Genomic DNA, 20,068 nt, shown 5'->3' on the forward strand with positions numbered 1-20,068 from the left:
TCGCCCCTTTGGGGAGAGGGTTAGGGTGAGGGGAATTAAAGGTGAACCACCACCTCATTCCCCTCCGCTTTCACCAATACGCCCCACTCGCTACCCGCCTGTGAGCCGCCTTTCACGCCATTCACCTTCTGCACGTTGCGCAAGCACACCGACCAGTTTTTCGCGTCTCCCGCGCCGGTAAAGGTCACGATATCGCCCTGACGCGATGCCTTCAGCGTAAACGCCACCGCGCCGTCCGCCGCAGGCACTTCGCTCACCGCCGTTGCGCCGTCGCTCAGGTTAAACAGCTGGAAGGCCGTCCCCTCATTCCACGCGTAGTCCGGCTTCTGGTTATTATTACCCAGCGCCAGCAGCGTGTTGTCGCGCACATAGACCGGCAGGCTCATGAAATCGTGCTGCTGCTTATGCCAGCGGCTGCCCTGAATTTCGTCGTTGTGCCACAGGTGCGTCCAGCGGCCTTCCGGCAGGTAGAACTGCACGTCGCCCGCCTCGGAGAACACCGGTGCCACCATCATTGCATCCCCCAGCATGTACTGACGATCGAGGTAATCGCACGCCGGATCGTCCGGGAACTCCAGCATCATCGCCCGCAGCATCGGCGTGCCGAACTCGCGGGCCAGCGCCGCCTGACGGTACAGGTACGGCATTAGTTGGCACTTCAGCTGCGTGAAGTGGCGCACCACGTCGCAGGACTCGTCATCGTAGGCCCACGGCACGCGGTAGGATTTACTGCCGTGCAGGCGGCTGTGGCTAGAGAACAGCCCGAACGCGCACCAGCGTTTGTAGACGTGCGCCGGGGCGGTGTTTTCGAACCCGCCAATATCGTGGCTCCAGAACCCGAAGCCGGACAGGCCAATCGACAGCCCGCCGCGCAGGCTCTCGGCCATGGATTCATAGTTGGCGTAGCAGTCGCCACCCCAGTGCACCGGGAACTGCTGCGCCCCGACGGACGCGGAGCGGGCGAACAGCACCGCTTCTTCTTCCCCCACCGTCTCTTTCAGCACGTTCCACACCAGCTCGTTATAGATGTAGGTGTAGTGGTTGTGCATCTTCTGCGGATCGGACCCGTCAAACCACAGCACGTCCGTCGGGATACGCTCGCCGAAGTCGGTCTTGAAGCAGTCGACGCCGATATCCACCAGGCCTTTTAGCCTGTCGGCATACCACCGGCACGCATCCGGGTTGGTGAAGTCATAAATCGCCAGCCCCGGCTGCCATTTGTCCCACTGCCACAGGGAGCCGTCCGGGCGCTTGAGCAGGTAGCCCTTCGCTTTCAGCTCCTGGAAGATCGGGGATTTCTGGCCGATGTACGGGTTAATCCACACGCAGACCTTCAGCCCCTTCTCTTTCAGGCGGCGGATCATGCCTTCCGGATCCGGGAAGGTCACCGGGTCCCACTCGAAATCGCACCACTGGAAGGCCTTCATCCAGAAGCAGTCGAAGTGGAAGACGTGCAGCGGCAGGTCGCGCTTGGCCATGCCGTCGATAAAGCTGTTCACCGTCGCTTCGTCGTAGTTGGTGGTGAACGAGGTGGTGAGCCACAGGCCGAACGACCAGGCAGGCGGCAGCGCCGGACGCCCGGTGAAACGGGTATAGCGGTTTAATACCTCTTTTGGCGTCGGGCCGTCGATCACGAAGTACTCAAGATATTCGCCTTCCACGCTGAACTGCACTTTGGAGACCTTCTCGGAGCCGACTTCAAACGAGACGTTCTCGGGATGATTCACCAGCACGCCGTAGCCGCGGTTGGTCAGGTAGAACGGGATGTTTTTGTAGGACTGCTCGGTGCTGGTGCCGCCGTCGCGGTTCCAGGTTTCGACCGTCTGGCCGTTGCGCACCAGCGCGGTAAAGCGCTCGCCCAGGCCGTAGACCGTTTCCCCCACGCCCAGATCCAGACGTTCGAACATGTAATTGCGGTCGGCGTTGGTATCCTGCACGTAGCCGTTGTTTTTCAGCTGGCTGCCGGTAATGCGCTGGCCGTTACGCAGGAAATCCAGCGCCCAGAACTCGCCTTTGGTGACGCGCACGCTGACGCTGCCGCTTTTCAGCTCGGCAAACTCGGCGTTGTTTTCAATCTCTACCTTCACGTCCTTCAGAACGTTCAGCGGATAGTGCGGGCCGTTGTTCAGCGCGCCCTGGAAATGCTCAATGCGCACCCCGACAATCCCTTCCTGCGGGGCAAACAGGCGCACCGTGAACATCAACGTGTCGAGCTGCCAGGTGCGTTCGCGCACGTCGCGCGGTGCAACAAACACCACCAGGTCATTGCCCTGCTGCTCCACGTCGAACACCTGAACCGGATACGTCACGTTCAGGCCCGGTTGAATAAGCCAGTTTCCATCACTGATTTTCATACTCTCGTCCTCTTAGTTCTGTAATTCTTTGCTGACCGGCAGGGTTTCAAACTCCTGCTGATTACGGCGCGCGCCCTGCGCCAGCTCGCCCAGGATTTTGGTCAGGAAAGGCGTTTTCAGCGTGTAGTAGCGTTTGGCGATAATGGCGCTCAGCACGTAGCAGACCGCCGGGGCCAGGGTAAACAGGCCGATGATGATGCTGATGGTCGCGCTGTTCTGGGTTTTAGCTGCCGCGTCGTAGCCTCCGCCTGCCAGCATCCAGCCGATCATCGCCCCGCCCAGCGCCAGACCGAGCTTCAGCACGAACAGCGTGCCCGCAAAGCTGATGCCGGTCAGGCGTTTGCCGTTGGTCCATTCGCCGTAGTCGACGGTATCTGACATCATCACCCACTGGATCGGCGTCACCAGCTGGTGCAGCACGCCAATGACGAAGATAAAGGCGAACATCAGCACGGTGGCATGCATCGGCACGAAGAACATCGCCACGCTGACCACCGCCAGCGCGGCGTTGGTCCACCAGAAGATGCTGACCTTGCACTTCCAGTCGGTAAGCGGTTTCGCCAGCGCGGAGCCGATCAGGTTGCCAACGCAGTAGGTGGTGAGGAACGCGACGAACACCTCCGGCGAGCCCATGATCCAGGTGCAGTAGTACATCATCGCGCCGCCGCGCACGCAGACGGCGAGGATATTGAGGATGGTGAGCACGCCGACGATGCGCCACTGGTCGTTTTGCCAGATGTCGCGCAGGTCTTCCCGCATGGAGGTGGTGCTCGGCGGCACCTGGATGCGCTCTTTGGTGGTAAAGAAGCAGAACGCCAGCATCAGGAAAGCAACCACCGACAGTACGGCGATGCCGCCCTGGAAGCCGAACGCCTTATCGTCGCCGCCAATCAGGTTCACCAGCGGCATCATCAGCACCGTAGAGAGCATGCCGCCCGCGGTCGCCAGCACAAAGCGCCATGACTGAAGGGAGATACGCTGCGTCGGGTCGTTAGTGATTACGCCGCCGAGCGCGCAGTAGGGGATGTTGACCACGGTATAGAGCAGGGTCAGCAGGGTGTAAGTAATGGCGGCATACACCATTTTGCCGTTGAGGCTGAGGTCCGGCGTGGTGTAGGCCAGCACGCAGACGATGCCGAACGGGATGGCGCCAAACAAAATCCACGGACGGAACTTGCCCCAGCGGCTACGGGTGCGGTCGGCGATCAGCCCCATGCACGGGTCGGAGATCGCATCCAGCGCGCGCGCCAGCAGGAACATGGTGCCGACAAACCCGGCGGGAATGCCGAAAATATCGGTGTAGAAAAACATCATGTACAACATAACGTTATCAAAAATGATGTGGCTGGCGGCGTCACCCATGCCGTAGCCAATCTTCTCTTTTACTGACAATACTTCGCTCATCTTTTTTTATCCTTCACGCTGTAGGGGGCGCTGAGACCGGTTACAGTGTTTTAAACCATTGTTTCAGGAGCGGGTATTGCGTTTTCTGATTAGCAGATTACGTTTCTTGTTTTTTGTGATCGCGGTAAATTTTGGGAAGCAGAAGGGCTAACATGAGGATTTTCTTAGGAATTACCTGAAACAGGGGTGTACAGGTCAAAAGAGAGGTGAAAAAAGTGGTGTGGGGTATGTGGTAAATGCCTGAAAGTAGCTATAATGCGCCCCGCCTCCATGTAGCAATCGAGGCGCGGAAGATCGTCATCTCCGGTGAGGTGGCTGGACTTCAAATCCAGTTGGGGACGCCAGCGTTCCCGGGCAGGTTCGACTCCTGTGATCTTCCGCCAAAATCATTCCTTTTTATACAAACTTTCTAGTGCTGCCAATAAGTCCCTTAATCCACTGTTAAAATCATTTCTAAAATCTGCGTATTTTTTTGTTTTTAACAACTCAGGTATTTTGCAATCTTTCAAAAGTAAAGGAAGCACATGAATACAATTGTGTTGAATTTCATTCCAATATTTTGTTTGCCATTCTCTTTCTACCCATTTTGATGAAACCGCATTTTCAGAAAGAATAACAATTACAAAATCAGCTTCTTCTAGTCCGTCTGAAATTCGCTCGGGAATACTTTCCCCCACTTTTATGTCCCATTCATCCAACCAAGGAGCATACCCATTTGCTTCAAGGTCCATACATAACATCTTTGCAAACGGTTTATCTAATGATGAATGAGAGATGAAAATTTTTGCCCCGTTAGGTTTATTCATATAGCGCTGCTCCACAATTTGGTCCAGAAGAGTAGTTTCAATGTAATGTAATTCTGAAAAATAACTGCACAATTTCTTATATGATATTTTATTGTATGGAGAGCACAGTTTAGTGAGTTCAGCTTTACGATTTACTAAATCGTGCATTGATGCATATTCTAAATCATCATAAGAGATTCCATGATGCTCAGTCGCTAGAGAAAAATGGCCAAAATATACAATAGCGACATGGATTATACCTTCTATTGTTTCATCATCATCATCATCATCTTCATTCCATTCATAGTTTTCTGGAAAAATAGAATCATCATCATCGTAATAACCAATACGTCCTTTAAATTTTCCAGATATTACTTTAACGGTACCATATCGATCCATTTCTTTAGGCATGGCTGAATCCCTTATTCATAATGTTAACCCTTAGGTTCAATTTTCCTTAATCGTAAAGCCTCCCTCGCCAGCTCCTTCAACCAGCTAGCGAGGCTCACCCCTTCCTCAGCCGCCACAGCATCCAACTGCTCCTTCAATGCCGGATCAATTCGCATCTTAAACTGCGGAGACTGCCCGCCGCCTTTTGGTTTTTTTTCGCGCGATATGATTGACATGAGGCCACCTATCCATTTACTCTGGCACATATAGGAGGCCACCTAAACCCCCTCTACTTGCAACGCCCCGATGTGCGGGAACACAGCCGGAGCGTCTAACCTCACCAACTATCAAGGAGTTGATTATGGCTGATTCGCATTCTACCCCAGACACCGACAAATCCGGAACCGAGCGTTCGTTAATTGTGGGATACCGCCCGAATGTTTTCGACAAATCCACTCCGAAAATCATCCTTTCCGGGAAGTGGCTACGCGCGGCGGGTTTTGATACCGGACAACAGGTCACGATAAAAGTCATGAAAGGTTGCATCGTTCTGGTGGCGTATAACGAGCAGGAGCAGAGGTTGCAGGATGATTATAAACGGACCAAAGCAAAGCTCGTTGAGATAGAGAACGCGCTTGCAGCGATCCAAATTCCGCATGCTGGAAAGCGCCTCGCAAAATCAAATACAAACCACCTGGCTTAGCGGCTGTTTCTGGCATACTACGAGCTTACAGGCATCAACCTTATGACGCGGAGGCAGCATGACATATGAAGAATTAATAAATTCACCAGCCGGTGAGTTTGTCATGTTTGCCAGCAAAGATGGAAAAGTTCGCATTGAATGCCGCTTCGAAAGCGATACGTTGTGGCTCTCACAGGCCACAATCTGTGAGTTATACGGCAAAGCCAAAGCCACGATCAGCGGGCATATCAAGAATATTTTTGATGAGGGTGAGCTGGCCGAAAATTCAGTTGTTCGGTTTTACCGAACAACTGCCAGCGATGGTAAAGTATATAACGTTCAATACTTTAGCCTGCCCGTCATTCTCGCCATAGGCTATCGCGTCCGCTCCACGCGAGGGACACAGTTCCGCCAGTGGGCCACCCAAACGCTGCAGGAATATCTGGTAAAAGGCTTCGTTATGGACGACGAGCGCCTGAAAAATCCACCTGTCGGATCATCCGCCGTACCTGACTATTTCGATGAAATGCTGGAACGCATTCGCGATATACGGGCCAGCGAACGCCGGGTCTACCTTCGCATAAGGGAAATTTTTGCATTAGCCGCTGACTATCAGCCGTCACTCAAAGAAACCACGCAATTCTTCCAGACCATCCAGAATAAACTGCATTTTGCCTGTACGGGCCACACCGCTGCTGAGTTGATTCACCAGCGTGCGGACGCCACTCAACCGCATATGGGGCTGACCAGCTATAAAGGCGAAGAAGTCCGTAAAAGCGATGTCACCACCGCAAAAAATTATCTGTCTCAGGATGAAGTCAGCGAACTAAATCGCGTCGTTAATATGTGGCTCGATTTTGCCGAAGATCAGGCCAAACGCCGCAAGCAGGTATTTTTACGAGACTGGCAAACTAAGCTCGATCAGTTCCTGCAATTTAACGACCGGGACGTATTAGAAGGAGCAGGAAAAATCAGCAAGAAAGCGGCTGATGAAAAGGCGTGCTCAGAATACATTGAGTTTGAAAAAAAGCAGCGCCTGCTGAAAGAAGCCGAAGGTGAGAAAGATATCATCGGCTTATTAAAATGGGATAAGCAGGCTAAGCGCTAATCCCGATTCAACCGCATATGCAACAACGGAAACGGATTCCCCTGCCCGTCCAGTTCCGAACGCCCGACCTGCTCAAACCCCATATGGCGATAAAACGCGACGCCCTGCGGGTTCTGCTCATTCACGTCCACTTCGTTCGCGCCGAACGCTGCGATGGCGTGGTTCAGCAGCAATTTCCCAACGCCCTTCCCCCGGCTCGCATCATCGACAAACAGCATTTCAATGCGGTTTTCATCCACGCCTAAAAAGCCGTGAATAACGCCTGCATCATCGCGGGCCATCATGACGGTGAGGTTTGGTAAATACGCGTTAAGCAATAACGGGCGCAGCGCCGCAATATCGCTTTCCTGTAAAAAGTGGTGGGTGGCGCGGACGGAGGATTCCCAGATCGCGACCAGACGTTCGAAGTGTGTGGGGAGTGCGGTTTCGATTTTCATGGCGGGATCATGATTGGAAAACCGAATTATTTCAAGCCACGCTTTGCGGTCTGTTCCCCCCTCACCCTAACCCTCTCCCTCAGGGAGAGGGAACTGACCGTGCGGTTTTTCATCCCCTACCCTAATCTCCATCACCGCGTACACCCCGTCCTTAGGCACGACCACGGTGACGTTTTCCACCGGCACGCCCGCCGCGAGGTGGATATCCTGCAGCTGCTGCAGCGTCCTCGGGTGAATATCCTCCCAGCCGATACCACGCAGCACAAAGTCAATGTGCGGGCTACTGGTGAGCATGTTCGACACAATCACCGCCCCGCCGGGCTTGACCAGCCGCAGCGCGCGCTGGAGGAAAGTCACCGCATCGGTATCGTTGAAGTATTCGAAGATCCCCAGCGCGTCGACCAGTTCGGCCTGATGCTCGCCCAGCTCCAGCAGCAGGTCCTCGTTACGCACCAGCGTATGGAGCAGGTTGCGCCTGAGCAGCGTCAGCTGTTCGCCCACCACAATGCCTTCCTGCGCCGCCATGGTTTCCGCCCAGCTCAGCGCCACCGGGTCTTTGTCCACCAGCGTGAGATAGACCTGCTGGCCGTCGAGCTTTGCTTCACGCAGCGCCTCCAGCACCGGAATGGCGGCACCGCTCGCGAGGCTGACCCAGTTGTTCTCGCTCTCATTGTGAATGTACTTATCCACCAGCGCGGCCAGCACCCTGGCGCGGGAACGCACGCCAACCGCATCGTTCGCGTGGATAAACCACTGGCGGCTGTCGCTGTCCATTTTAGTGCCGTCAGGCAGGCGATCTTCCAGCGGGTTTTGCACCACAAACAGCGCCAGCGCGGAGGGAACCAGCCGAGTTCGCCACGCGGTGAGCGCCGGGCGGTTGCGAAAGGCCTGTTCGGAATAGCGGTTCTGCGGGACAAGCACGGCCTGCCCGCCCTCGTCGTATTCCACCCGTGGCGGCCGGAGCGCCGGCTCGGCTTTCAGGGCGCGGTCAAGGGAGGCGATCTCACGGGCAGCGTCGTCTTTCATCGGCCACTGGTCGCTGACGTCGGGAAATGACGCGCTAAAAATCGTCATATTTTCCGGCGCATCGCCGCGAAAAGGCTGCCAGTTCATGTCGTCTTCCCTCCGTTAGGCTTTTAACGGAAGTCTATCCAGGCGAGCCAGTAATGCCCCAGGAAGAAAGCACGATTTTTATTGCTTCACCCACACCAGCTGGTCAATCCGGAAGCCCAAGCTGCGCGCGGTGTTCAGGTAATCCTGCTTCACCGCATCCGGGATGGTCGGCGTGCGCGACAGGATCCACAGGTAATCGCGGTTCGGGCCGCTGACCAGCGCGTACTGGTACTTATCGTCGAGCCTGATCACGTTATAGCCACCGTAGAACGGGCCGAAGAAGGAGACCTTCAGCGCGGCCGTGGTCGGCTCGCCCGTAAAGTACGCTTTCCCCTCGCTCTCATTCCATTTGTTCTTCACCGGATCATAGCCCCGGTTGAGCACGCTGATGCCGCCGTCGCTGCGCTTGCCGTAGGTGGCGGTTACCTGCTCCAGCCCGCGTTCAAAGCGGTTTTCCAGACGGGCGACCTCATACCATTTGCCGAGATAGCGGCTGGCGTCAAAACCGGAAATAGGCTGCACGCCCTTCGGCGGCGTGGGGGATTTACAGGCGACCAGCGTCAGCGCAATGGCAACACCGGTCACAACAGGCCATAGCTTCATGAGAATTCCTTTCATTTGCACGGTTGGACGTTAAGTGTAGTGCACCGTTTCGGCGCTTCATCCCGTTCGGGAAAATTCGTAGTATATTGAGAGTATTCCTCCACTCTGGACACGGACATGGCTTACTCCATCGGCGAATTCGCCCGACTCAGCGGCATCACCGCCACCACCCTGCGGGCGTGGCAGCGTCGCTATGGTTTACTCAAGCCACAGCGCACGGAAGGCGGACACCGCCAGTACAGCGATGAGGACGTCCAGCAGGCGCTCAAAATCCTCGACTGGGTAAAAAAAGGCGTTCCGATTGGCCAGGTTAAACCGCTGCTGGAACGCCCGACGCCGGGTCGGACCAACAACTGGCAAACCCTGCAGCAGAACATGCTGCAACGCCTGCAGGACGGTAAAGTCGAATCCCTGCGCCAGATGATTTACGACGCCGGACGCGAGTACCCAAGGCCGGAGCTGGTCGCGAACGTGCTGCGCCCGCTGCGCAGCCAGGTTTCGGCCAACGTCGCCGCCGCCATGACCCTGCGCGCGATCCTCGACGGCATCCTCATCGCCTACACCTCGTTTTGCCTCGAAGGCGATAAAAAAGCGCCGGGCGATAATATTCTGCTCAGCGGCTGGCACCTCAACGACCCGTGCGAGATCTGGCTCGAAGCCCTGACGCGCACCGGGCAGGGCCACCGGATCGACATCCTGCCGGTTCCGCCTGACGCGCTGGCACCGGAAATTTTCCCGGAGCGCAAATGGCTGCTGGTCACCAGCGGCAAACTCACCGCCGGGCGGAAAAAGCAGCTGGAGCAGTGGCAGCAGCAGGTATCGCTTGAAGTGATTATCCTCTGATCATTTTCTCCTGCGGGAATCTTCACGAAAAGTTGAATATTTTCCCGCGCCGCAGATGCTAACGTTTTCCTGTGACGAATAATTCCACAGGAAAACACCATGAAAAAAACTGCCCCTCTGCTGATCCTGGCCGCGATGGCCTTTACCCCCGCCGCCTTTAGCGCCGCCCCGGTCGGCACCCTGAGCGTACACATCCTCGACCAGCAAACCGGCACGCCTCCACCGGGCGTCACCGTCACGCTGGAGAAGCAGCAGCAGGACAAATGGACCCCGATTGCCAGCGGCAAAACCGACCACGACGGACGCATCAAATCGCTCTATCCGCAGGATCAGGACATGCAGCCTGGCGTGTATAAAGTGACCTTCAAAACCGCAGATTACTTCCACGGCAAAAAGCTCGACTCCTTCTTCCCGGAGATCCCGGTGCTGTTTACCGTGACCCGCACCAACGAAAAGCTGCACATCCCGCTTCTGCTGAGCCAGTACGGTTACTCGACCTATAAGGGCAGTTAAGACGCATTGATTTTAAAGGATTATAAAAAATAGCTCCGCGAATACTTGGACAAATTAGTCATGTTGTGTAAGTTTTAGTTATATGAACGGGAGGACAACACCATGACAACGAAACCTGTGCTCGGTATTAGCGGATGTTTGACCGGATCCGCCGTTCGCTTTGACGGCGGACACAAGCGTATGGGCTTCGTCATGGATGAGCTGGCCCAGTGGGTGAATTTCAGGCCCGTCTGCCCGGAAATGGCCATCGGCCTGCCGACCCCTCGCCCGGCGCTGCGTCTGATCGTGACGGAACACGGTGAAACGCAAATGCGTTTTAGCCATGCGCCTCACGAAGACGTTACGCAGAAAATGGCGGACTTTACGGCAGATTTTTTGCCGAAAATCGGCGATCTCGCTGGTTTTATCGTCTGCGCTAAATCCCCAAGCTGCGGCATGGAACGCGTGCGTCTGTATGATGAAAACGGCAACCGGGGCCGCAAGGAGGGGGTCGGGCTGTTCACCGCCGCCCTCCTTGAAACCTGGCCGTGGCTGCCTGTGGAAGAGGATGGACGTCTGCACGATCCGGTGCTGCGGGAAAACTTTGTCGAACGTGTTTTTGCCCTGCACGAACTGAACGCGCTGCGTAAAAATGGCCTCACGCGCCGTGCGCTGCTGGACTTCCACAGCCGTTACAAACTTCAGCTTCTGGCGCACCATCAGGCAGGCTACCGTGAAATAGGCCCGTTCGTTGCCTCGCTGCACGAGTGGGAAGACCTGGACGCCTTCTTCGTGGCGTATCGGGAAAAGCTGATGACCATCCTGAAAAAACCCGCCTCGCGGAAAAATCACACCAACGTGCTGATGCATATTCAGGGGTATTTCCGTAGCCAGCTGAACACCCGCCAGCGCGGCGAGCTGCGCGACGTGATCCTGCACTATCGCAACGGGCAGTTGCCTATTCTCGCCCCGATCACGCTGCTGAAGCACTACCTGGCCGAATACCCCGACCGATATCTGATGACGCAAAACTACTTTGATCCCTATCCTGATGATTTGGGTCTGCGTCTGGCAGTCAAGTGATCATAAAAATGCGAAGGCCCCATTGACCCGTAGAGGCCCAAAGCAGTACCCCGTTTAGACGACATCCTCACTGTCGTCTCTTTTTTGCATTTTATCTCAAAGGCTGTGATTATATACAGGCCTATTCTGCAAAAGGGGCCTGCCTGTGATCAACACCCTGCACATCCAAAACTATCGCTCCATCCGCGAGATGTCGCTGGAGCTGGAGCAGCTCAACATCGTCTTCGGGCCGAACGGTACCGGGAAATCCAATATTTACAAGGCGATACACCTGATGCACAGCGCCGCCCAGGGGCAGTTTTCCCAGGCGCTGGCGAACGAGGGCGGCATTCTGAAGGTGTTCTGGGCAGGCAAAACCCGCAGCGACCAGCTGCGGCGGATGAATCTGGCGGTGGAAACAGAGACCTACGAATACGAGCTGCAGGTCGGGTTTGTGGAGAAGCTGCCCTATCCCTCGCAGTTTCAGCTCGACCCGGTGATCAAAGAGGAGTCCATCTGGCTGAGCGGCCAGCACCGTCGGCCTTCGTCACAGCTGATGAAACGTAAGAACCAGGCGGTGTTTCTGAACAACGTGCATCACGAGAAGGTGACCCACAGCGGCACGCTGTACGAGAACGAATCGGTATTCGGACAGCTCGGCGAACCGCACCTTTACCCGGAAGTGTCCCAGATGCGCGAATCCCTGCGTAACTGGCGCTTTTATCATGAGTTTTCTGTTTCATCCGGCTCGGCGATGCGGGCTCCGCAGGTCGGTTTCCGCTCCCCGGTGCTGGCCAGCGACGGTGCCAACCTGGCTGCCGCGTTTCAGACTATCATCGAGATTGGCGACGAGCTGCTGCTGATGCGCATCCTCGACCAGGCCTTCCCCGGCTGCGTGTTTTACAGCGACAACACCGGCGGACGATTCCGGATGATGATGCAGCGCGAGGGGCTGAGCAGGCCGCTGGAACCGGCGGAGTTCTCCGACGGCACCCTGCGCTTTCTATGCCTGGCGGTGGCGCTGCTCAGCCCGCGCCCACCGGCGTTTATCGCGTTGAACGAACCGGAAAACAGCCTGCACCCGCAGATGCTGCCCGCCCTGGCGAGCTTAATCGCCGAGGCCAGCCGCTACTCGCAGATCTGGCTCACCAGCCACTCGCCGGAGCTGGCGACGTTGATTGAGAAGCAGAGGTCGTTTTCGCTGTATCAGCTGTCGATGGTGGAGGGGGAGACGAGGGTGGAGAGGCTGGGGTAGTCTCAATGGGCACGGAGGCTGTTTTTTCGCATCTCGCTCATGCTAACTATTCTCGATAACAATTCTATCCGACGACGATTGCTGGTGAGCGGTTCATTTTTCGACTTTAATTGTCATCCACTTAAACTTTTGAAATTGAGTTTTCCTACACCCTTGATTACTTTGCCAACAACATCATCTGCACCCCTTATAATCCCGATAACGGTGGCGAGATAATCAAGCGCACTGTGTGCCTCTATAAAACGGCACAGTTTTTTCTTATAAAACTCATTCGTTTTCTGCTTCGACACGCTCTTGCGCCATCTGCCGGGCCGTTTTGCAGTGAGACACTTCATCCAGCAAGTCGCTCAGTGAGCTATCCTCAGCGATCATTTTTCCGGCGATACTCATGTAGTTTATTTTTTAACCATATCCCTACACCTAATATTAATCCTGTAATACTTCCTTTTATTAATGCGATATGTAATGCCTTTTTCCATGAAAAAAGGAATTCACCATCGTTAAAATAAAAAATTGTTGACACTCCGAACTGGCATACGAAAAGAACAATAGTGAGTAGAACTGTACAGTACACAACTAAGAAAAGGAGCCAAAAGATACCAACCTTATTGAAGACACTCATTGCTTCTTCTCCCGTTTGTCTAATTCATCTTTTACCACTTTTCCTGTAAATTCAGAAGCAGTAGAACCTGTAACTGCGCCAATAACATCCTTTGTCACTTGATCAGCTACTGGAGACAATGAATCAACAACTTTCCCTCCTACACTACCAGCTACACTTCCAAATCCCGTACTTATCACAGAGTTAGTCGGGTCTTCCCCTTTAATCGCACTACCAATCGCAGCCCCCCCATATTGATTGCCGCTGATACTTTCCAGCCTTTCCCTGTAGTTGCGGCAGATGCTACTCCCGCCATAATGGCATCAACGTAGCTGAATGGTTCCTTTCCACTAAGTTGAAAACCAGTATTCACTGCTGTTCCTATCGCAGCATTAACAGCCATACCTTCTCTTATTGTAATTCCCAGCACACTACTACCAAACATAAGAGGCGCATCACCAATACTGGCATTAGACTCATGGTAACCCCAGGTATTTACAATGCTCTGGGCCTGATTCAAAACTCCATTGTCAGGATTACGTTCATAACCAGGATAGGCAAAAAGATTCTGCACCATCTCTTTAGCTCTATCTGCACCATAAACATTCTGCATTTCAGCAGCATAGACTCTAACATAGGTATTTAATTCAGTTCGTTCAGATTCTGATAATGAAGAAGGATCGCGCCGAAACTTATCCATTAGCGCATCACTACGTTTATCAGCATTTTCCAGTTTAATCACGTCATTAGCCGCCGCCAGCGATCTATCACCCAGCTTTATTTTCTCAATAGCTTTATCAAGCTTGTCCGAAGATGTCGCACCAAGGAAATTATTCTCAACACTGTTCTTCCCTGCACTGGCACCAGCCGCCGCGCCAGCCGTATTTCCCCCAGCAATCCCGCCAGCTATGCCCGCTGAAACAGACGCCAGCGTGCTCACGGTCTGCCTCTGCTCTTCCGTCAGCATCGACGGGTCTGTGTCCGGATAAAACTGTTTGGCAATCGCTGTCGCAATCAGTTCGCCGGATGCGGCCCCCACAGCACCCGCTGCGGCACTGTTGCCCTGAAGGGCTGCGGTTACGCCGCCGAGGATGGCATGGGCAATCGCTTTTGCCGCCGTATCGTCATCAATGCCTGCATGATGGCCGATGATGTTCGCCAGCTCCGGTGCTGACGCGCCCGCCAGCGCCCCTCCGATATTGCCGCCCGCCAGTCCCTGCAGCGCTGCTGCGGCCGCCTGGATGCCGCGCTGCATGGCGCTGCCGGTTCCGTAGGTCACCATCACGTTTTTGTATGCCTGGGTATCACGCAGTTTCGCCAGATAATCCTGGCGCTGTTTCTCTGTTGCGTTTGCAGGTAGTGTTGCGCCGGTTTCTTTCTGGGCCGCCTTCAGCCCGTTAAGATCACCCTGCGTCCTGGCAATATCCGCCACCTGGCTACCAATGTCGCTGATCATCCCAACTGCGTTCAGGCGGTTCTGCTCTTTCTCCTTGTCGAAGATTGGGCTGATGCTGTCGTTGGCATGTTCGGTGTCGCGGCTCAGATCGGCCACGTCCTGCTTCTGGTTTGCTTTGTCGCGGATTGTGAGGGAGCCCTCTGCCACGGCGGCCTGCGTGGTGCCTTCCTTATGGCCTTTATTACCCGCAGCGGAGATCATGCCGCCCGGCAGGTTACCCTGGAATTTATCCCCGAAGCTGCCGCCGCCGCTCAGGCTGATACCGGAGTGCGAGGTTTTAAAGTCCGCTTCGTTGTGGATATCGCTGAAGCCCAGCGTCCCGGTATCGAGGCTGTTTTTGTCCGGCGTGGCGGTAGAGGCGATAACCGCGCCATCAAGCTGGGTATGATGCCCCACGGTGATATCGAAGCCGCCGTCCCCGGCATACAGCCCGGTTTGTTCGGCCACCGAATCAAAGCGGCTCTTCATCTTGTCCTGGCTGGCGTTGATATAGCCTGAACCGGACATAGTGCCGAAGGTGAAGCTGCCACCCGCCGCAACGCTGGTCTGCTTGCTGTCGTAGTCGCTGTTGTTCTGCTGGCTGCGCATCAGCAGGTCGTGACCAACATCTGCCACGATTTTATTGCCGTTAACCTGAGCGCCATCAAGAACGGTGTCGTGCCCGCTTTTTAGGGTGACGTTTTTGCCGCTGTCGATCGTGGTTTCGGTCCAGTCGGTACCGTTGCCTTTATCCTTGCCATGCGCGGCGTTGACGTTGGCAAACACGCTGATACCCGCACCGTTGCCGCCGGCACCGATGCTCACGCCAATGCCGCCACCGCTGCTGCTGTTCTTGCCGCTGGTTTTTTGGGTATTCGCCGCGCCGGACAGCAGAATGTCGTTCTGTGCATCCAGCGTAGTATCGCCCCCGGCTTTCAGCTGGCTGCCCGCAATCACGATGTCGCCACTGTTTGTACCTTTGTTTTTGCCGCTCGCGGTGATGGAGAGATTGCTGCCTGCGTTCAGCGTGCTGCCTGCCACCGCATCACTCTCAGCATGCTGCTGTGATTTCGACTTCTGGGTCGTCAGCGAGAGGCTCACACCCATTGCGTTCGGGTCGCCGGTGGTTGACGCCATATCCGCTGCCTGCCCGGCCTGCACGCCGGACAGCACCGTTTTGGTGGCCTGAAGGGCTTTCAGACGGCCATCACTTTGCTCTTTGGTCTCCTGCGCCGCGCTCACGGCATTGTTAATAGCGCTACCGACGGTGCCGGAGAGCGCCACGGTGAGCCCGCTTTTCTTTTGCTCGAAGGTTTCATCCCGGGTGCGCTTGTCGTGCCCCGGCTCAATGATGACGCTGTCGCCGCTGAGGCTTAAATCCTTCCCGGCGATAAGATCCGCGCCGCCGACGTGGGCCTGGTTTCCGGCAGAAATCGCGACGTTACCGCCCGTCGAGCCCACCGTACTGAAGCTCTGGCTCTGGGTGGTGCCCTTCTCACGAAGATCGTGCGTGCTTTTGCTGCTGCCGATGGTGAAACCAATCCCGCCCGAGCCCATCAGGCCGGATTTTTTCTCTTCCTTAAAGCGCCAGGAGGTGTCGCTGTTTGTGGCCGCCACAATATCGACGTTGTTGCCCGCCTTAAGCTTCACGTCGCCATCACCCGCCACGGCGGAACCGTTCACCAGCAGGTTATTGCCCGCAACGACCTGCACGTTATCGCCGCTCAGCAAAGAGCCGGATTCACGCGTCGCGCTGTTCTCCTCGATGGTGTGGGTGGTTTTCTTGCTCAGGAACCCTTTTTTGGTTTTGGTCTGCTCTTTGTAGTGATAATCGCTTTCGGTTGCGGTATTGAGATTGACGTCGCGGCCTGCCGCCACGCCGATATCGCCCTTCGCCGTCACCTGCGCGGCTTCGGTAGTGACATCGCGCCCGGCGAGGATCTGGGTATTCGCCCCGCTGGCGATCTCGGTTCCCTGCTGGCGTACGGACTCGTTAATAACGGTTTTCTTGCCTGACCTATAGCTGTCGCCCTGCGTGGTCTCTTCCGCAGCCAGATTCACGTCGCGACCCGCCTGCAGCCCGACGCTTTTCTCCGCTGCCAGCGCGGCGGCCTGAGCGTTGATATCCTGTCCGGCCTTCAGGACCAGGTTATCGCCTGCGGAAATCGTGGTGCGGTCGAGCCCGGTGCTGTGGGATTCGCTTTTCCCTTTCCGGCTGCTTTCGCTTGTTTGCTCCGCGTTCAGGTTCAGATCGTTGCCCGCGCTCAGCCCCGCGCTGCCGCCCGCCTTCAGGTCGCTGGCGGTCACGTCAAGGTTGTGCCCGGCGTTCACCAGCAGGTTGCCGCCCGCGGTGACGTTACTGCCCTGATACGTGACGGACGAACGGCTGGTTTTCTCCCGGCTGGAGCTGAATGCGTCGTTGATCTGATTCGCGTTGACGGCAATATCGCCCCACGCGTTCAGCAGCATATCGCCGCCGGAGGCCAGGTTCGCCCCGGTGACGGTGATGTTTTTCCCCGCCTCAAGCGACAGGCCATCCTGCGCGGTAATAGACGCCGTGTTGCCCAGCAGCGTGTCTTTCAGGCCGATGTTGCCGTACTTCCCTCCGGCGTTGATATCAATCTGCTCAACCTGGGTCAGGTTGTTGATGCTGCCGTCCAGGCTCTCCAGCGCGACCGTTTTGCCGCTGATGGTTGAGCTGATGTTATTGATATCGCCGATGGCGCTCAGGTTCAGGTCGCCGCCCGCTTTCATCAGGCCGTTGTTGAGGTTGCTGATGCTGTTCTGGCTGTCGAGCGTCAGGCTGTTTTTCGCCAGCAGCGAGCTGCCGCTGTTGGTGATGTCGCCGCCCTTCAGGGTGACGTTGTTACCCGCGATCACGCTGCCGTTATTGACGATGACGTCCTTCGGCGACAGGTAGAGTTTCGGTACCATCACGGTTTCGCCGTTGACGGTGGCTTTCTCCCACCACAGCAGGCTGTGGTCGAGCGCGGCAATCTGATCGGCGGTCAGCGACACGCCAAACTGCAGGCCCAGCGACTGCTGCGCCGCTGCGGCGTTGTCCATCAGATAGCGCATCTGATCCAGATCGGAACCGATGCCGTTCAGGTAGCGGTTACCGGTCTGGTTGAGCACCACGTTGGAGACATAGCGGGTATCGAACGCCGCATCGCCGAGGAAGCGGTAATCGTAATCCGGGTTCAGGTTGAGGCGGCCGAGCATGTAAGACGAGCCGAGGAACTGCTTCTCGTCGGTAAACGCCAGCCGCGTCTCCTGCGGCGCCGTGGACGACGGTTTGACCCCGAGCATTGCGTTCAGGTCGGCAAACAGGGCGGGATCAAGCTGTCCGAGACCGTTCAGTTTCGGGTTGATGCTGATCAGGTACGGGCTTTTCGGATTGTCGGAGAAAACAAAATAGCCGTTGTTGCCCGACGGCAGCGGGTAAGCGCTGGTATCGACGCGCTGTCCCTGATAATGCCCGACGGCTCCGCCCTGAGCGGTTCTGAGATCGGCGGTGGTGACCCCCGCGTTCGCCAGCGCGCCCAGTTGGCCGAGGTTGGCGTTGCCTTTCTGCGTGGTGCCAATGTTGCTGAGAGGCGTGCCGGACGCGCCGCCGTTTTCCAGCGCGCCGCCGCCGTTAATCTGCTGCAGCGCCCCCTGGAGCTGATCGTTCCACTGCGGCGAGTTCACCGCCACGGTGCCGGTATTGCTCAGCCCCTGTTTTTGTACGCCGCTGCCGACGCTCTGGTTGCTGAGGGTGTTCAGCGACGGCGTGGAGATAACGTTGCTGACGCCGCCCGCGTTCGCAGTGGTATTGGTGTTGCTGATGTTACTGGTGAAGTTTGCGGTGACGTTACCGCCCGCCTGGATGACGGCGCGGAATGTTTCGCCATTTTCACTTTCTGTGACATGCCCATCTAATACATAGGTTACGTCATTGTCGTAGTAAGTATTGCGATGGGTTGGAGAGTAGGAGCCAGGAGAACCCCCGCCATATGAGGGGCTTACATATTTATATACAGCATATTCTGTATAAGTTCCGCTCTGATAGCTCTGATTATTCAGCGTGTTTCCTGTAAGCGTAATATTGCTATTCGCCAGGATTGCACTCGCCTGATTGTTCAACTCTGCGGCAGTGATAGTCAGGTTACGCCCGGAAGAAATACGAGCGCTTCCACCTTCAGCATTTACAACCTGTGCTGTCTGATTTAATGCATATTTACGGGTTCCATAACCAGTAATCGGTCTGTAGTAGTAATGCGTGTCCTCATACATGAAACAGGGAACTCCCCCACATGTACCTGAACCGTCATGGGTATAAGTGCTGTAGCTATCTCGAACAAGCGTATCAATTCCGAGAACCGACACGGGTATGTCAACAGTTGCCTGCCCAACCCAACCATACGCTGGCGACGTACTTGTGGTTGTGGTTGACGTTAATCCGGCACGTTGATTGAGCAAATTAGCCGTCTTAACCGTAATATCCCCATTCTGCGTCTCAATATTCCCCGACGTATTCACCACCTGGCTGTTCGCGTTCCCCGCCGCATCCCGCTGCATCCACAGGTTGTTCCCCGCCATGATGTCACCGCGCTGGTTGGTGATGCTGTCGGCAAACAGCGCCAGGTTATTCGCCGCGTACAGCAGCGCGGTGTTGACGATGGCGCCCGGCGCGCTCAGGGTCAGCGAGCCGCGCGTGCCGGTGAAGCCGTCCACGGTAATATTGCTCCGGCTGGCCACGGTGATGTCGCCCCCGCCCTGCACCGAGCCCGCGGCGTTCAGCGCCACGCTGCTGCCGGAGAGCGTACTCGCGCCGCCGCCGGTTGTGATTTGTCCGTTGTTGTTGAGCTGCCCGCCCGCGTTCAGGTTGACCGCCTGCCCCTGCAGCACGCTGCGGTTATCGATGTCGCCGCCGCTGTTGATGGTCAGGGTTCTGCCTGCCGCCACGGCGGTCCGGCTGGTAAACGCGTTCGTCAGCTGCAGCGTTAAGTCCCCCAGGGACACCAGCTGGCCGGTCAGGTCCAGCCCCCGGCTCTGCAGCCACAGGTTGCCGCCGCTCAGCAGCCTGCCGCCCGCGCTCTGGGTCACCTGGTCGGCATTAATGTTCAGCTGCGCGTTGCCGAGCAGCGTGCCGCTGTTGTTCAGCTGGCCGTAGTTAACCGTCAGCTGTCCCGCCTGGGTAGTGCCCTGGCTGGCGAAGTTGGTGCCGGTCAGGGTGGCGCGATCGGCCACCCACGTGCCGCCGTTGATGGCGTTTGCCGCATTCAGGATCAGGTCGGTGGCCTGCAGCCAGCCAGTGCCGGTGAACTGCGGCGTGCCGAGCGTCAGGCGTGCGCCGGAGAGAAGCCTTCCGTCGTTACGCGCCTGGGAGGAGGCTGTCACCCGCGTCTCACCGCCGCCCTGGATCAGGCCGTAGTTAAACAGCGCGGGCGTGGTCAGCGTCAGCGCATCGCGGCTGACGATTTCGCCTCCGCTGTTGTTGGTCAGCGTCCCGCTGAGGGCCA

General features: G+C 56.3%; 15 protein-coding genes and 1 tRNA gene. 7 read left to right on the forward strand and 9 right to left on the reverse strand.

The features are described from left to right. Nucleotides 1-35: 35 nt before the first annotated feature. Both yicI and P349_RS03505 read right to left on the reverse strand, forming a co-directional pair. Nucleotides 36-2,354, reverse strand: a complete 2,319-nt coding sequence (gene yicI, locus P349_RS03510; protein ID WP_032650697.1) for an alpha-xylosidase — start codon at nt 2,352-2,354, stop codon at nt 36-38. A 12-nt stretch (nt 2,355-2,366) separates the two neighbouring features. Further along, the gene (locus tag P349_RS03505) at nt 2,367-3,758 is read right to left on the reverse strand and encodes a glycoside-pentoside-hexuronide family transporter (RefSeq protein ID WP_032650695.1); all 1,392 of its coding nucleotides are present in this window, start codon (nt 3,756-3,758) and stop codon (nt 2,367-2,369) included. Between the two features lie 288 nt (nt 3,759-4,046). On the opposite strand from P349_RS03505, the gene P349_RS03500 reads away from it, so the two are divergent. Further along, nucleotides 4,047-4,141: transfer RNA gene (locus P349_RS03500), tRNA-Sec, on the forward strand. Between the two features lie 3 nt (nt 4,142-4,144). On the opposite strand, the gene P349_RS03495 is transcribed toward P349_RS03500, so the two are convergent. Beyond that, nucleotides 4,145-4,954 (reverse strand): toll/interleukin-1 receptor domain-containing protein, encoded by an 810-nt coding sequence (locus P349_RS03495; RefSeq protein ID WP_032650693.1) that lies wholly within the window; start codon nt 4,952-4,954, stop codon nt 4,145-4,147. A 23-nt stretch (nt 4,955-4,977) separates the two neighbouring features. Continuing rightward, nucleotides 4,978-5,169 (reverse strand): toxin-antitoxin system HicB family antitoxin, encoded by a 192-nt coding sequence (locus P349_RS03490; protein ID WP_032649915.1) that lies wholly within the window; start codon nt 5,167-5,169, stop codon nt 4,978-4,980. A 125-nt stretch (nt 5,170-5,294) separates the two neighbouring features. Here P349_RS03490 and P349_RS03485 point away from each other — a divergent pair, with 125 nt between their 5' ends. Further along, complete coding sequence (locus P349_RS03485; protein WP_032650691.1) at nt 5,295-5,636, forward strand: SymE family type I addiction module toxin; 342 nt, start codon at nt 5,295-5,297, stop codon at nt 5,634-5,636. Between the two features lie 58 nt (nt 5,637-5,694). Further along, a complete protein-coding gene (locus tag P349_RS03480; RefSeq protein WP_032650688.1) occupies nt 5,695-6,723 on the forward strand; it encodes a virulence RhuM family protein in 1,029 nt (342 codons plus the stop codon). On the opposite strand, the gene P349_RS03475 is transcribed toward P349_RS03480, so the two are convergent. The 3 genes from P349_RS03475 to P349_RS03465 form a co-directional block, all read right to left on the reverse strand. After that, a complete protein-coding gene (locus P349_RS03475) occupies nt 6,720-7,160 on the reverse strand; it encodes an acetyltransferase (RefSeq protein WP_032650687.1) in 441 nt (146 codons plus the stop codon). The two genes, P349_RS03480 and P349_RS03475, sit on opposite strands and share 4 nt — an antisense overlap. Before the next feature lie 66 nt (nt 7,161-7,226). Then, nucleotides 7,227-8,273 carry a class I SAM-dependent methyltransferase gene (locus tag P349_RS03470; protein WP_032650683.1) on the reverse strand — a complete coding sequence of 349 codons (1,047 nt, stop codon included), beginning with the start codon at nt 8,271-8,273 and terminating at the stop codon, nt 7,227-7,229. Between the two features lie 78 nt (nt 8,274-8,351). After that, the gene (locus P349_RS03465) at nt 8,352-8,876 is read right to left on the reverse strand and encodes a lipocalin family protein (protein ID WP_032650679.1); all 525 of its coding nucleotides are present in this window, start codon (nt 8,874-8,876) and stop codon (nt 8,352-8,354) included. Nucleotides 8,877-8,993: 117 nt separating this feature from the next. On the opposite strand from P349_RS03465, the gene P349_RS03460 reads away from it, so the two are divergent. From P349_RS03460 to P349_RS03445, 4 genes are all read left to right on the forward strand, one after another. Continuing rightward, nucleotides 8,994-9,719, forward strand: a complete 726-nt coding sequence (locus P349_RS03460) for a MerR family transcriptional regulator (protein ID WP_032650677.1) — start codon at nt 8,994-8,996, stop codon at nt 9,717-9,719. A gap of 99 nt (nt 9,720-9,818) precedes the next feature. Next, a complete protein-coding gene (gene uraH, locus P349_RS03455) occupies nt 9,819-10,232 on the forward strand; it encodes a hydroxyisourate hydrolase (RefSeq protein WP_032650675.1) in 414 nt (137 codons plus the stop codon). A gap of 102 nt (nt 10,233-10,334) precedes the next feature. After that, nucleotides 10,335-11,294: a YbgA family protein gene (locus P349_RS03450; protein ID WP_024906657.1), complete on the forward strand. Its 960-nt coding sequence runs from the start codon at nt 10,335-10,337 to the stop codon at nt 11,292-11,294. Nucleotides 11,295-11,439: 145 nt separating this feature from the next. Next, complete coding sequence (locus tag P349_RS03445) at nt 11,440-12,528, forward strand: AAA family ATPase (protein ID WP_032650672.1); 1,089 nt, start codon at nt 11,440-11,442, stop codon at nt 12,526-12,528. Nucleotides 12,529-12,641: 113 nt separating this feature from the next. Here the strand turns inward: P349_RS03445 and P349_RS26675 are convergent, their stop codons facing one another. After that, on the reverse strand, nt 12,642-12,818 hold the full coding sequence (locus P349_RS26675) for a hypothetical protein (protein ID WP_193745677.1): 177 nt from the start codon (nt 12,816-12,818) through the stop codon (nt 12,642-12,644). A 507-nt stretch (nt 12,819-13,325) separates the two neighbouring features. After that, a partial coding sequence (locus P349_RS26450; protein WP_193745678.1) for a hemagglutinin repeat-containing protein occupies nt 13,326-20,068 on the reverse strand: 6,743 nt, incomplete at its 5' end.

Source organism: Enterobacter sp. DC4 (genome assembly GCF_000568095.1).
GTDB classification, from domain to species: Bacteria; Pseudomonadota; Gammaproteobacteria; order Enterobacterales; family Enterobacteriaceae; genus Enterobacter; species Enterobacter pseudoroggenkampii.